Raw genomic sequence first — 14,885 nt, 5'->3', positions numbered from 1 at the left:
TTCAGAGCTGTTCACGTGCCGCCAGGTAGCGATGCAGGGCCACATCGAGCGGTTCGTTGGTGATGATCCGGCAGTAATGCGCCTCGTGCCCCACGCACAGGTTTTCGATCCCGGAAAGGAACTCCGCCAGCCGCGGCGCGTAGTCCCGCCGGAGCTGCGCGCCATCCACCAGCATCTCCTCGCCGGTCTCGCTATCCGTCAGCAGCACCTCGCCCTGGTAGGGCGGGTTCATTTCGTCCGGATGCAGCAGGTGAAACACCAGCACGTCCGTCTCCTGAAGCCGGAACTGCCGGAGCAAATTGATGCCCTCCTCCGGATCGAAAAATCCATCCGTGATCCACACCGCCAGCGAATGCCGCCGGCACTCGGACGTCAGCGGGCCGATGTCCCCCAGCCCGGGAATCCTTCCATCCGCCCGCGTCGTTTCCAATTCGTGGAAAAGCCGGTCGATCTGGTCCTGCCGCGTGCTCGGCGGGATCCACGGCATCCGTTCGGAAAGGCCCGTGATCGCCAACCCCGGCGCGTCCATCTGCGCAAGCATCAGCGAGGCCAGGCACGCCGCCAGCAGCCTGCCGTAGGTGAACTTGTTCGTCGCCCCGTCCCCGAAGTCCATCGACCGGCTCGCGTCCAGCACGAGATAGCCGCGGAAGTTCGATTCATGCCGGAACTGCCGCACGAAAAGATGATCGCTCCGCGCCCACACGTTCCAATCCACGTTTTTCAATGGATCGCCCGGCAGATACGGACGGTAAGCCACGAACTCCTGGCTCAACCCGCGCTGCGCGCTGCGGTGCTGGCCTTGCAGGAATCCGTTCACAAGGTGCCGCGCGGCCAGGGAAAGATCCTGGATCGCTTCCAGCAGCTCCTCGTCGAGCTGGATGACAGGTTCCGGCATGGCGGCGGCGGTCAGGCTTTTTCGCCCACCACGGACAGGACCTTCGTCACCAGCTCCGCCGAGCCGATCCCCTGCGTCCGCGCCTTGAAGCCCGGCAGGATGCGGTGTCCCAGCACCTGACGCGCCACCGAGCGCACGCCTTCGAAATCCGCGCATGGCCGGCCGAGCATCGCCGCCCGTCCCTTCGCCGCGAGAATGAGATACTGCGAGGCACGCGGGCCCGCGCCCCAGCGCAGCAGCTCCGCCAGCTCCTTCGGGCAATGCGGGCTGCCCGGCCGAGTCGCCGTTGCCAACCGCACCGCGTAGTGCACCACGTCCTGCGAGACCGGCATCGCGCGCACGCCCTGCTGGATTTTCAAAAGCTCCTCGCCTGTGATCACCGGCTGGATCGCCGCCTGCCGCGTGCCCGTGGTCTCCGTCACGATCCGCACCTCGTCCTCCACCGTCGGATAGCCGATCTCGATCGAAAGCATGAAGCGGTCCGCCGCCGCCTCCGGCAGCGGATAAGTTCCTTCCTGCTCGATCGGGTTCTGCGTCGCGAACACATGGAACGGCTTCGGCAGCGTGTAGGTCACGCCGCCCACCGTCACCTGCCGCTCCTGCATCGTCTGCAACATCGCCGCCTGCGTGCGCGGAGGAGTGCGGTTGATTTCATCCGCCAGCAGCAGGTTCGTGAACACCGGCCCCTTCAGGAAAAGCTTCTCACGGTGCCCGGTGGAGAGATCCTCCTGGATGATATCCGTGCCGGTGATGTCCGTCGGCATCAGGTCCGGCGTGAACTGGATGCGGTTGAAACCCAGGTGCACCGATTCCGCCAGCGAGCGGATCAGCAGCGTTTTCGCCAGCCCCGGTACCCCGGTCAGCAGGGCGTGCTCGCCGCAGAAAAGCGTCAGCAGCACATCGTCCACCACCTCCGTCTGGCCCACGATGGCCTTGGAAAGCTCGGACCTCAGCGCCGCGGCGCGGTCCAACATGAATTGCGCCAGTTTCTCACCGGCGGCGGCGGGGGACAAGGTGGCTTCCGGGGTCATGCAAGGGGCTTTTGATCGAGTTCGAACAGTGGGTATCCAGCCGACTAATGATTCCAAACCTCCCGGGTCAAGCGGGGAAGCAAGCGGAAAACCGTACTACGAATGACAACACTTTCGGGCAGGTTAGTGAGGAAATCCCGCTGTGGGAAAAATCCACCTTCACCGCAGCAACGCCCGTGCCACCCGCCCCGGGCTCCCGGCTCCCCTAGGGGCCCATCTGGTTCACCAATCGAGCCAGTCCATATCCCCGGATCGTGCAATCCGCGCTCCACTGTGCCGTTCGTGGCACAGTGGAGAACCACGGACTTGTTGGACCTGCCGCCGCGCCCGGTCTAGCTGACCCAGCTACCCGTGGGCCCTTGCCCCGGTCTCTGCACTCGTTCACAAACCCATGAAAAACACCCATTCTTTGCAGCGGAAGCTTCCGCTCGTCGGTGGACTTCTGACGGCGCTCGCGCCGCTCGGCCTCCACGCCACCCCCTTGCCTGGCCTCATCCACCACTGGAACTTCGACGAAGGCCCGGACTGGCACGACAGCCCCTATCAGACCGCCTACACCGGCACCACGGCCTACAATTACGGCAGCTCGCCCAACGCCACACTCCAGAACATGGGCGCGGCAAACTGGGTCTCCGGTCGCCAGTTCACCGCGCTGTCGTTCGACGGCACGAACCAATACGTGAACGCCGGAACCAACCTCGCCACCGGCCTAGGCGGCACCACCTCGCTGTCGTTCTGGATCCGCACCACCCAGGTCGGGACCTCCACCGTCACCACCGCTCCAGGTATCACCGGCTCCGCCACAACCGGCGGCGTCCAGTTCGGCTGGATCGACAACACCGGCCGCATCGCCCTCTCGGTCGGCAACACCTTCGTCGCCCGCTCCGCGAATCCGGTGAACGACGACACCTGGCATCACATCGTGATGACCCGCAACGCCACCACCGGCGCCGCCCAGATCTTCGTGGATGGCGTACTCTCCGCATCCGCCACCGGACCCGCCGGCACGAAGGCCACCTCGTTCACCAGCCTCGGCCGCCTCGAAAACGGCTCCGCCGCGGTTTATTACCAAGGACGACTCGACCAGGTCACGGCCTTCAACCAGGTGATCTCGCCCGCCACTGTCACCACCCTCTACACCAACCACGCGCCGAAGGTGTGGGACACCACCACTGATGGTGTGAACACCCATCCCTTCACCACCAGGAGCGTCTTCGCCCGCGCCTATGACGTGGAGAACCATCCACTCTCCGTGCTCTCGTTCACCCAGCCGTCCCACGGCACGGTGACCCACAATGGCGACGGCTCGTTCACCTACACCGCCTCCTCCGGCTATCTCGGTACTGACAGCTTCGCCGTCGTCGTCGAGGACGGCGCGGGCGGCTACCACCGCGCGACCATGAACGTGAAAGTGGTCACCGAACCCGCGGGCGGAGGCGTTCCCCTCCTCACCTACGGCGGCCTCACCACCCTCCAGTCCGGCGGTGTGGACATCTCCCAGAGCGGTCTCCGCGTTCCCCGGGTGCTGGATTGGAATGGCGACGGAAAAAAAGACCTCCTCATCGGCGCTGGCGGCTACGTCTGGCGCTACCTGAACACCGGCACCACCACCGCGCCTTCCTTCGACTCCGGCACCAAGGTCCAAGCCGCGGGCGTCGACATCTACGCCGGCACCAGCAGCTCGCCCATCGCCTTCGTCGACATGACCGGCGATGGCGTCCGCGATCTCGTGATGGCGGATTCCGCGAACAAGCTCCGCATCTACCCGAACACCGCCGCCGCGGGAGCAGCGCCGGTCTTCGCCGCCTACACGATCGCGAAGGATGCCTCGAACACCGATCTCGTCCTCTCCGACCGCCGTTTCGACATCGGCGATTGGGAGGGCGACGGCCTCGTCGACATCGTCACCGGCACCGGCTCGGGAAACCTCCAGCGCTACCAGAACGTCGGCACCGCCAGCGCTCCGAAGTTCGGCACCCCGACGGTGCTCTTCAACAGCTCCTACAACCTCTATCCGAGGCTCCATGACCTGAACGGAAACGGCGCGATGGACCTGATCTGGGGCATCAACTGGGGCGACATCACCTACCGCCGTGATACCGCCACCATGACGGCCACCAAAACTTTCTCCATCACCACCAGCGCCGGCACCACTCCCGATTTCCACGCGCTCACCAACGGGGCGATCGTCGATTTCGCGGACCTCAATGCCGATGGCTATCCGGACATGGTCATCGGCGGCCACAGCGGCACCCAGATGTTCATCGCCTACGGCGCGCCGCAGACCATCGCCCAGAGCATAGCCGCCATCGAGGCGATCTACGACGCGCACCCCACCGACCTCGGCACCGCCCTGTCCGCGAACAGCAATGAGCTGCTCAACCTGGTCAACAACGCCAACCGCAACCTCATCGCCCACCTCGAGACCGGCACCCTCGGCGTGCGCGATGCCGTTTACAACGCGCTCGCCGCGCACGTGGCGAAATACTCGTTCCTGAAATACCAGACGCTGGACACCGCGGTCTACCACCACGTCCCCAGCATCGCCCTGCAGAACTGGGTGATCCTCACCTACGCGAAGGAGGACACGCCCGCGAACCGCACCGCCATCGCGGACATCATGAACCTCACCGGCACGGCGCGCACGATCTACCTGGAATGCGGGCTCGCCCTCGGGGACAACGCGAAATCCGTCCCGGCCGCCTATGGCACCATTCGCGACTTCATGCGCCGCCATCCCCGCGAGTTGTTCCCGGACGCCATGTTGTCCATGGATCAGCTCTACGGCGATGCCCGCGGCGGCTTCATTTGGACGCCAAACAGCACAAAGAACACCTTCGGCGATTGGGCACTCGGCTCCGCCAATGAATGGGCCGGCGACCTGACCACCGCCATCAACACCGTGCTCGGAGCCGGTGCCGCCAGCGGCGACTATTTCAGCTTCGTCACCGGCCACGAGGTCGCCCACTCACTGGATGGCTACGTGAACTCCCGAGCCAACCAGAACCTCCGCAAGCGCTGGGGGCTCATCCTCACCACCGCCGCCGGTCCGGACGTGATCGCCGGATCGAATGGCTGGCGCGACGTCGCCGCCACCAAGGCCAACTTCCTCAGCAAGGGCCTGTGGGATGGCGTGGAGGCGAACTGGGCCACCGCCTGGTCCAATTACTGGGCGACCGGTCCCGGATCCGTGTTCCGGAACACCTCGTTCATGCGCGGTAGCATCGATTGGTTCCTCGACAACTCGCAGGAATCCCTTTCGACCCAGGCCAACCACCACTTCGCCAACGGCCCCGGCCGCCTCATCGGTGCCGTCGACCGCTTCCGCCGCTCCAGCGCCACCGGTGCCGGGCCGATGAGGGCGAACATCAACGAGGTCGTCACCTACATCGACTTCCTCTCCGCCGGACTCAACCGCGTGAACCTGGTCGAGACGAAGTATCAGGCCTCCCCGGAACAGGTGAACTGGATCAACCACTACGCCGATCTCACCCGCGATGACAACGGCCGCATCACGAAAATCGCCGTCGATGGCTCCACCTACCTCCTCACGCTGAATGCGGACGGCGTCGTGACCGATGTCGATTGCTCGGTCGGCGTGCTCGCCGCCGACACCGCGTCCACCACCACCGGCACCGCCGTGAGCATCAACGTGCTCGCGAACGACTACCGCCTCGATGGCAAGACCATCGCGGTGACGTCCTACACCCAGCCGGGCAGCGGCACCGTCGTCACCGGTTCCGGCGGCGCGCTGGTCTATCAATCCATCGCCGGATTCTACGGCACGGACACCTTCACCTACACCAGCGGCAGCTCCACCGCCACGGTCACGGTTTCCGTCGCGAACTCCGATCCCGGCGCCCCGGTGGACACCGATGCCGATGGTTTCTCCGACGCATTGGAAACAGCGCTCGGCTCCAGCACCTCGTCGGCCACCTCCAGACCCGCGGCCCTCTACAGCGGTCTCCACGCCTGGTGGCGTCTCGATGAAAAAACCGGCACCACCGCCGCCGAGGCCACCGGCCGCACCTCCCAGAACGGCACCGTCCAGAACGCCGCTCCCTGGGCCACCGGCAAGATCGACGGCGGCATCGGCATGAACGGCACCACCCAATCCGTGCTCATCACCGCTCCCGGTGTCAGCACCCCGCGCACGACCCTCTCGGCGTGGGTGAAACGGAATGGCAGCCAGGTCGCCTACACCGGCATCGTGTTCTCCCGCAGCAGCGCGGCCTCGGGCATGATGTTCGGTCCCTCAAACGACCTGCGCTACACCTGGAACGGCGGCAACTGGGGCTACTCCAGCGGCCTGGTCGTGCCGGACAACACCTGGACGTTCTGCGGCGTGGTGATCGAGGAAACCAAGGCCACCTTCTACATGCAGCCGGAAGGCGGCGCGATGCAAACGGCCGTCAACACCACCGCCCATTCGCCCGGCACCTTCACCGCCCCGCTGTATCTCGGCTGGGACACCAACCAGGCCACCCGTCGTCTCAATGGCACCCTCGATGATGCCCGGCTCTACACCCGGGCGCTTTCCGCCACCGAGATGCAGGCGCTCGCGAACACCCCGCTCGACAGCATCTGGCAGGCCACCGACATCGGCACCCTCGGTGTCACCGGCAGCTCGCTGCGCAGCGATGGCGTCTACACCGTCGCCGGTGGCGGCGCGGACATCTGGAACGCCGCGGACGACTTCCGCTACGTCTACCAGCCTCTAAGCGCCGATGGCTCCATCACCGCACGCGTCACCGGGGTCCAGAACACCCACACCTGGGCGAAGGCGGGCGTGATGATCCGCGAGTCGCTGACCGCCGGATCGAAGCACGCCATGATGATCGTTTCCGCCGGCAGCGGCGCGGCCTTCCAATACCGTGCCACCACCAGCGGCTCCAGCACCCAGGGAGGCAGTGTCTCCGGCAGCGCCCCGATGTGGGTGCGCCTCACCCGCACCGGTGACACCATCAAGGCCTTCACCTCCACGAACGGCACCACCTGGACCCAGCGCGGCTCCGATCTCTCGCTACCGATGGCCGCGAACATCTACATCGGGCTCGCCGTCTGTTCAAACAACACCACCACCCCTTCGGTGGCGACCTTCGACAACATCACGGTCGCTCCCTGAAGAACTCCCTTCCCGGGACCATGCGGCGTGCGGGTGCGGAAACGCGCCCGCACGCCTTTCCGTTCATAGGCCATCAGTTCCCCCTCGGCGGCGGACCCACGCTGTCCCCGCTACCCAGACTCGGATACAGCAATACCTTCCGCGCGGGTGCCGGCGGCTGCACGAACCAGTTCACCACGTGCGGCACCAGTTTCGAACTCTCGACCGCCAATCCCAGGATGGAGGGGCGCAGCTCCCGCAGCAGCGGATTCGAGCACAACGCGATCACCGATAAATCCTCCGGCACCGAAAGCCCGCGGCTGCCCGCGAAACACAGCATCTCCACCGCCTGGCTCGCCGTTTGTACGATAAACGCAGTAGGTGGCGTCCAGCGCCACAACCGCTCGAGCATTTCCCGGAAGCCGCTCGCTCCCCCGGGCACCACCGGCAGATGAAAGGATGGTTGGACCGCGATCCCCGCCTCTCGCATCTCCCGGTAAAAAGCCGCCACGCCCCGGTGCTCGCCATCCTTCCACGTTTTCACCAGGGGAAGCACGATCCGCCGGTGACCGGCCTTCAACAGGATCTCCAGCGACCGCTTCACCAAGACCCCGCCATCCCACGCCACCACGTCCATGTCGAGGTCGGCCACCGCTCCCCCCAACGCAAGCGTCCGTGGATGCGCCAGCCGGCACTCCTCGATCAATCTCCGGCCACCTTGGTAAATCGCCCATGCATCAGGAGGCTCCCTTCCCGCCATCTTCCTCACTGGCTCGAATCCCGAGTTCACGGCCCGGTGACCCGGATAGATCGTGAATCCGCATCCCTCCCGCTCGATCGCCAGTTGCAGGCTCGTCACGAACTCCACATCCTCCCGGTCCGCATCACGCCAGTGCACTGGCAGGACCAATCCCAGCCTCAGCATCCGCGGCCTTCGTTCACGAGCCGGCAGACGCAGGATCGCCCGCCGCCGGCCATGTCGCGCCTCCGCGAGCACGCCCTCGTGGGTTAACACCGCCAAGGCCCGCTCCAGCGTCGCCCTCCCGAAATCCATCTCCAACCTCAGTTGATGGATTCCTGGCAGGAACCCATGCCAACGTCCCTCCCGGATCCCGTCGCGGAGCGTCGCCGTCGCCGATTCCATGAGTAGATTACCACGTGAACTGATCATTCCATCTCGCCCCTACCGCCTTCCGAAAACCTCTGCAACCGGTTTCGGAATGCCACCGGTCCGCTTCAGGAACCAGTTTCAAAACCCGGAACGACCCGGGCTGGATGGAACCGCGGCACCGCCCGCAAGGGTGCCGCGACCTCGCCTCCAATCATCGACCGGTCTTCACCGGCTCATAGATCTCCACCTCGGAAATCTCCAAGGCACCCTTCACCGGTTTCCCACCGGCATCGTCGAGCTTCTTGCCCGTGATCTCCGTCATGTCGAATGCCCCGCCATCCTTGATGGCGCCCGCCAGGGTGATGCGGACCGTCTTGCCCAGCGCGGGTTCGAGCTTCAGTGTGCAATAGCCGAGGCTCGGCGGCGTCTCGCCAGAATAGACGCCCTTTCCATCCACGGTGATGGTCAGCGGATAGGATTTCTTGAACTGCCCGAGCTTCAGCGTGATCTCGCTGATCACCGCCGGGTGGTCCATCGTGAATTCGATCCATCCCGTGCCCGGCTTGCCGTCACTCTTCCAATTGGTCTTCTCGCTGTCGTCGAACGCCATGCCAGCTTGGTCCGCGTTCGAGCCCGCCGTGGCGGCCGCGATGTGCACGGCCTTCCGTGCCGGGGCCAGGGAATTTCCGGCAGGGGTCGGCCCGCGGAGCAGCGGCGCTGCCAACCCGGCATCCGGCAGGGTCTTCGCCATGCCATCGAGCACCGGAAAGGCGACGGACGGGATCTTGATCGTCGCGGGTTTCAATCCCGCCGCATTCGCGCGCAGCGTGATCTCCCCGGCCTGCGGCTGGGACCGGAGCATCACGCGGTTGATCCCGCACTCCACCGGCAACTCCCGGGAGAGGATGAAATTGTCCGGCCGATCGGGTGACTGGGCGATGCCACCCCGCCATTCGCCCGGTCCTTGGAGATCGAACTGGATCAAGTTCATGGCCGTGGGACAGCGGTTGCCCTGGGCATCCACGACCTCCACGTCCACCAGCGCGAGGTCGGCACCATCCGCTTTCAGGCCGCCCGGCCCGGTGCGCGGCGTGAGCTTGATCGCGGCGGGAGCCCCGGCGGTTTGAATCGCCGTCTCGCACAGCTTCTTCCCGCCCTTGTCATAGCCCACCGCCTTGATCGAACCGGGACGGAACGCAACGCTCTTCCACGTGTAGAGGAAGCGCGAGCTCTGCTCGCCGAATCCGAGCGATTGTCCGTTCACGAAAAGCTCGACCCGGTCCGCCGAGGAGACGACATACACCGGCTTGGTCACTCCCGGCGCATAGTTCCAGTGCCCGATGAGGTGGATGCGCGGTTTCTCCACCTCCACCCAGCCATCCCACATCACCTGGTGCGCGAAGAAGCCATCCTTCGGGAGCCGCATGGCGTCCACCTCGCCGCTGCGGCGGTAGTTCTCCGCGCCGCGGTGGTGGGTGTTGGAGTCCGAGAAAATGATGTTCACGCCCCCGGCATTCACCCGCTCCCCGGTACCCGGACGCTCCTGCCAGTATTCGAACCACCGCCGCACGTTCTCCACGGCATGGCTGTCCTGGTTGCGGTTGTAGTCGGAGGCCGGCTTGTTCTGGTGCATGGGGCCATCGCCATCCTTGTGGAAAGGCGCCGTCCAGTCGTCCCAGTATTTCCGCAGCCCCTCGTCGCGGGAATACTCCATCATCCACATCGGCTTGGTGGAGCTCTTGTTGATGTAGAGCATGTGCCCGCCGTATTCGGCTTCCTTGCTGTCGTGCATGTCACGCGCTCCGATCGCGCGCCCGCCATACGGATCGTATTGGTTGCGGAGGGCCTTCATCTCCGCCATGTGCTCCTCGCTGATTCCGGCGTTCCCGCACTCGTAGAAGACGATGCTCGGATTGTTGCGGTTGTAGATGATCGCGTCGCGCATCACCTCCACCCGCTCCGTCCAGCGCTGGCCGCCGACGTCCTTCTCCGAATCCCCGGCCGGCATCGCCTGGATCAAGCCCACCCGGTCGCACGATTCCACGTCCTGCTTCCAAGGCGTGACATGCATCCAACGCACGAGGTTGGCACCGCTCTCCACCATCAGGCCGTTGCTGAAATCGCTCATCCAGGCCGGGACCGCGGAGCCCACCGCCGGCCATTCATTCGTGGTCCGCTGGCCATAGCCCTTGAGCTGGATCGCCCGGTCATTGAGCTTCAGCATCCCGTGGCCGAACTCCGTCTTGCGGAATCCAGTGGTGGTCGTCACCGAGTCCACCGGCTTTCCTCCCACCGAGAGCGTGGTGGTGACACGGTAGAGATAACCATACCCCCAGCTCCAGAAATTCAGGTTCGAAACCCGCCCGCTCGCGGTCACCAGCTTGGTTTCACCCGCCGCGAGGGTCTGCTCGCCGCCTTGGATCGTCTGGACGACCTTCCCGTCCATCCCGGCGACGGTCACTTGGTAACTGAACTTCGTCGGCTCCGCATGGTCGTTCTTCACCTGGGACTCGGCGGTGACGGTGGCCGCCCGACCGGCGATGTCGAAATTCCCGGCATGGATGTAGGTGCCGGTGGTGCCCAGGTTCGAGTACAGCGGCAGGGTCTGATGGAGCTTGTCGGTGACATGCAGGAAGACGTTCTTGGGAATGCCGCCGTAGTTGGCGTAGAAATTCCGGTCGTTCCATTGCCTGCCGCCCCAAGCGTTGTCGAAGCGGGCCGCCAGGACGTTCTCCGCCGGCGCGGGTTTCACCTTGTCGGTGATGTCGAACCCGAACGCCATGACACCGTTGTCGTTCTTCCCGATGAGCTCGCCATTCAGAAAGAACTGCCCCTTCTGCCGGATCCCTTCGAACTCCAGGAAGATCTTCTTCCCCGCGGCGTCCGCGGGCACCTTGAAATGTTTCCGATACCACGCGATCCCGGTCGGCAGCTGGTCGATGTCCACCTTGAACGCGCTGTCTTCATTCCACGCGTAGGGCAAGGTGACCTTCTTCCAGCCCGCGTCCGCGAACGAGGGGGATTCCGCACCCGCGGCATCGCCGGCATTCACCATCCACCCGGGATTGAAATTGTATTTCGTCCTCGGCCCCGGGCCCGCCATGTCCTGGGCATGGAGCGGGGCGGTCACCGCGAGGACCAACGCGAGAAGGGAGAGCGGAAACTTCATCATGGAATAAACGGTGGGCAATTGGCGGATCACGGTGACAAATGGACTCGGAGCGATTTCCCCGATGGCCGATCAGGCCCCGAAGGCATCAAGGCACGATGATCCGATGAATCCCTCCATTCCGCCAATACCCCGTTCGCAGTAATCGGAAGGGGGAAGCATAACCCTGTACGCGGGCCATGAGGTGGTAGCAGGCACCCGCGGGAATCCCAACGGATGAGCCACCCACTCGCCACGCCAAGCCGCCCGCTCCTTCCAAGAGGAATGTTGAAATGCAACGACCGCCTCCTTTCACTCCATCCAGCGCTTGGACGCCTCGTAACAGGAGGGACAGCGCCACACCCTCTTGGTGAGCCCCGATCCACATCCGTATCCACTCAGATAGTAGTCCTTGCCGTCGTTGGGGAATGCTTTTTGAGACGCAACTTGGTATCGGGCAGGATTCGAGCCGACGTCGAAATTCTCCACCTCGACGCGAGCCATCGGAATCTGATGCTTTTCGCAGATTGACGCATCATAGATGGTCTTCCCGCTCGAAAACACACGGACGACCTCCCTCCCTCCACCCAGCCATTTCTCTTCCATGACTACCATGTCTGCTTGTCCAATGCGGGGATTGCCAGCAGGCCAGATGACCGTCATCTCGAACCACGGCCAATTGGGACACACGATCGTGGCCACCACGGAGTCTTTCGACTTCTGAAACGTGAGCTTTCCACTGGTCTTGATCAGCACTGGAACTGGGTTCTTGCCGGGCAGTGTGTTCCACAGTTCTCTTTCACTCTTCCCCGCGCAGCTGCTAAAGATAAGCACGGATACGAACAGACTCATGATCAACAAAAACCGCCTCATTGGATTCAATTGCAATTTCCAATCATCACACCCAACAAAACAAGCATGACAAAATTGATGAATCATTCAATTCCAAAATTTCACCCAACTTCTTCAGTGTGTTTCGTTGACTTCCGGATAGCCGGAAATCAGCCGACTGAGCGACCCGGGGTAACCCATCGCGTTCGACTTCGGAGATTCCCCACACTCGCATGGATGCCCAACCGTGACTCTTGCAGACGTGAACAAGACGGGAAAGGAAGGCCAGTCGGTCCTCGTCGGTTTCGAGCACGGACTTCCCTCCGTCACCGCGCGCCATGAGGTGGCAGCAGCCCCCCGGGTAATGGAATCTCAACGGACGAGCCACGCATCCACCTAGACAGGGCGACCGGTTCTTTCCAAGAAGAATATTAACTTGCGAGGACAGCCCCCCTTTCACTCTGCCCCCTTTCACTTTCTTTCACCTCTTTCACTGGCCCCTTTCAAAACCCACTATCTAACCCCGCTCTTTTCTCGCCTTTTTTCCTTAAAAAGCAGATTTAACTCCTCATTAAGGCTCGTCGCTCCCGATTCCGTCTCATGCCATATCTTAAGCCTTCCATCCATTGACTTTGAAAAAGCCACCTTGTCTCTTTGAGCTGTTCTCACTAATCGTTGCACTCCCTGAGAATAAATTTGATCGGCATCCCAGTCCACGTCGGCTAACCCAGCGATGATTTGCCCCTGATAGGTATCCAGTCTCACTAGTCCCGTCGGCGAAACTTCAACCAGCATCGCCGGATCATCATTGAAATCAACGAACTCACCGCTCCTTTTCACCGTAAAAATGAATATCACAATGGCGAAAACAAGTGAACCCATGGTTACCAAACCCAAACATTTAGGTGATATTTTTTTCATACAACTAGTAGAGGACACCATCCGGTTTATTATACCAAGCCTGCCAATTACTCGGTGTAAATGTCCCATTCCGAAATTTACTAGCGAGTTTCCTACACTTGCACTCACCGACGTCAAAGGCGTTTTGCAGTTCCGAGCCTCGCTCTTGTCGGATGAGTCGTATGATTCGTAACGGGGTCAGTCCTGAATGGCGCTTAGTTAGGAGGGTTCTTCGATGCGGATCGACCCGTCCGAAGATTCTGGAATTCTGTTAGAAAACCCTGCCGGGAGGCGTGTTTTGGTGTGAACAGAAACCAACCTTTCCTGACAGGGTTTTCCGCCCGTCTGTGTGGCAGATCCAGGGCATCCGGGCAAGCCCTGCTCAAGCGCGAGGCCGTGCTCGTCGCCTCCCGTCCCATCGCCGACAACGCCCGCATCTTCGCCCCTCTCCTGCCGCCCGCGTGGATGCAGCCGCTCCACGGAAACATCCGCCACCGCCACTTCGATCCTTCCGCCACCTTCTGGGCATGGACCGACCAAATCCTCGATGGCAACGCCTCCTGCTCCAAAGCCGTCTCCCGTGTGCAGGCCTGGTGCGTGGAGAAGCGCCGACCCGTCCCGTCCGGTGCCACAGGAGCCTACTGCATGGCCAGGCAGCGTCTTGATGACGGCTTCCTCCACTCGCTCCATGAGCGTATCACCCGCACTGTGACCCGCCGCCACCGCACGGCGGACCTCTGGCACGGCATGGCCGTCAAAAGTATCGACGGCAGCTCCGTGCAACTCATGGACACCTCTGACAACCAGGCATCCTTCCCCCAATCCTCCGGCCAGAAACCCGGGTGCGGCTTCCCTATCATGGCCATCGCCGGCGTGCTGGATCTCTCCTCGGGCTGCTGGCTTGGCATGGCCAGCGCGCCCGCGCACACCCATGACACCCGGCTGGCCGCCAGGCTGCTCCAGCATTTCGGACAAGGCGATCTGGCGCTCGCCGACCGCGCCTTCAACTCCTACGAACTGGTTGCCTCCCTCGGGCAGCGCGGAGCCCACAGCCTGATGCGCCTGCACGCCGCCCGCCATCGCACGCTGGATTGGCGCAAGGGCAGGAAGATTGGCCCCAACGAACGCCTCGTGGAATGGCGAAAGCCCGCTGCCCGCCCCACCGGCAGCCCCCTGGACGACGCGCAATGGCAGGCCCTCCCCGACATCCTGACGCTCCGTCTCATCCGCTTCCACTATGAGAACCGGGCCGGTGAAAAAGCCCGCATGGTCCTGGTCACCACGCTGACCGATCCCGCCACGCACGACTGGGTGGAACTGGCCGATCTTTACGCCCGGCGTTGGGACATCGAGTTGAAGCTCCGGGATCTGAAAACCACTCTGCGGCTGGAACGCTTCGAAGTGCGGCCCCCCGGAATGGCCCGCAAAACGCTGCTCATGGTGATGATCGCCCACAACCTGATCCGGGGGATGTTGCAATCCGCGGCGATCGGAGAGGGTCTGCCGGTGGAAGCCCTGAGCTTCAAAGGAGGCCTTGATCTGCTGTTGGTATGGAAGGACCAAGGATATCGCGAGGGCGCAACACTGAGAATTGCTCGAGATAATACCATATTCGACGAATTCAGAGCCATTGATTTTCGAGATGTCATAGGTCACGCCAAGAAGCCGTCTGAAAAATAATTTCACCCGCAGATGAGCACAGACCACCACGAGAACACCTTTAAGGCACTCTTCCCTATCTTGCCAACCCTGTTCATCGGAAAGCATCGATACACACGTCCGCGAAATGGCGACGTGTCCAAAAAGGGACCGATTCTTCTGCGGACGACATTACGATCAAAATCCAAGGCGATGACGACGACAAC

8 protein-coding genes are annotated in these 14,885 nt (G+C 62.9%); 2 read left to right on the top strand and 6 right to left on the bottom strand.

Annotated elements, in window-relative coordinates; all coding sequences use genetic code 11:
• Position 1 precedes the first annotated feature (1 nt).
• Together llg_RS17000 and llg_RS16995 are read right to left on the bottom strand one after the other, a co-directional pair.
• Positions 2–895 (bottom strand): DUF58 domain-containing protein, encoded by an 894-nt coding sequence (locus llg_RS17000; protein ID WP_338285953.1) that lies wholly within the window; start codon positions 893–895, stop codon positions 2–4.
• Between the two features lie 11 nt (positions 896–906).
• Complete coding sequence (locus tag llg_RS16995) at positions 907–1,926, bottom strand: MoxR family ATPase (RefSeq protein WP_338285952.1); 1,020 nt, start codon at positions 1,924–1,926, stop codon at positions 907–909.
• A 391-nt stretch (positions 1,927–2,317) separates the two neighbouring features.
• On the opposite strand from llg_RS16995, the gene llg_RS16990 reads away from it, so the two are divergent.
• On the top strand, positions 2,318–7,051 hold the full coding sequence (locus tag llg_RS16990) for a LamG-like jellyroll fold domain-containing protein (RefSeq protein WP_338285951.1): 4,734 nt from the start codon (positions 2,318–2,320) through the stop codon (positions 7,049–7,051).
• Between the two features lie 73 nt (positions 7,052–7,124).
• Here the strand turns inward: llg_RS16990 and llg_RS16985 are convergent, their stop codons facing one another.
• From llg_RS16985 to llg_RS16970, 4 genes are all read right to left on the bottom strand, one after another.
• A complete protein-coding gene (locus llg_RS16985) occupies positions 7,125–7,928 on the bottom strand; it encodes a substrate-binding domain-containing protein (protein WP_338285949.1) in 804 nt (267 codons plus the stop codon).
• Between the two features lie 424 nt (positions 7,929–8,352).
• Positions 8,353–11,313, bottom strand: a complete 2,961-nt coding sequence (locus tag llg_RS16980) for a DUF4982 domain-containing protein (protein ID WP_338285947.1) — start codon at positions 11,311–11,313, stop codon at positions 8,353–8,355.
• Positions 11,314–11,601: 288 nt separating this feature from the next.
• The gene (locus llg_RS16975) at positions 11,602–12,228 is read right to left on the bottom strand and encodes a hypothetical protein (protein ID WP_338285946.1); all 627 of its coding nucleotides are present in this window, start codon (positions 12,226–12,228) and stop codon (positions 11,602–11,604) included.
• A gap of 405 nt (positions 12,229–12,633) precedes the next feature.
• Complete coding sequence (locus tag llg_RS16970) at positions 12,634–13,002, bottom strand: hypothetical protein (protein WP_338285945.1); 369 nt, start codon at positions 13,000–13,002, stop codon at positions 12,634–12,636.
• A gap of 414 nt (positions 13,003–13,416) precedes the next feature.
• Here llg_RS16970 and llg_RS16965 point away from each other — a divergent pair, with 414 nt between their 5' ends.
• Positions 13,417–14,700 (top strand): IS4 family transposase, encoded by a 1,284-nt coding sequence (locus tag llg_RS16965; RefSeq protein ID WP_338285943.1) that lies wholly within the window; start codon positions 13,417–13,419, stop codon positions 14,698–14,700.
• Positions 14,701–14,885: the final 185 nt, after the last annotated feature.

Source organism: Luteolibacter sp. LG18, from assembly GCF_036322585.1.
Taxonomy (GTDB): domain Bacteria; phylum Verrucomicrobiota; class Verrucomicrobiia; order Verrucomicrobiales; family Akkermansiaceae; genus Luteolibacter.
Note: the sequence above shows the minus strand (reverse complement) of the source record. Positions and strands in the feature narration are given on the sequence as shown.

Bases quoted from the DNA above. Each gene is read 5' to 3' on its own strand.
- llg_RS16980 (WP_338285947.1), bottom strand. From the start codon at position 11,313: ATGATGAAGTTTCCGCTCTCCCTTCTCGCGTTGGTCCTCGCGGTGACC.
- llg_RS16975 (WP_338285946.1), bottom strand. From the start codon at position 12,228: ATGATTCATCAATTTTGTCATGCTTGTTTTGTTGGGTGTGATGATTGG.
- llg_RS17000 (WP_338285953.1), bottom strand. From the start codon at position 895: ATGCCGGAACCTGTCATCCAGCTCGACGAGGAGCTGCTGGAAGCGATC.
- llg_RS16970 (WP_338285945.1), bottom strand. From the start codon at position 13,002: ATGGGTTCACTTGTTTTCGCCATTGTGATATTCATTTTTACGGTGAAA.
- llg_RS16990 (WP_338285951.1), top strand. From the start codon at position 2,318: ATGAAAAACACCCATTCTTTGCAGCGGAAGCTTCCGCTCGTCGGTGGA.
- llg_RS16995 (WP_338285952.1), bottom strand. From the start codon at position 1,926: ATGACCCCGGAAGCCACCTTGTCCCCCGCCGCCGCCGGTGAGAAACTG.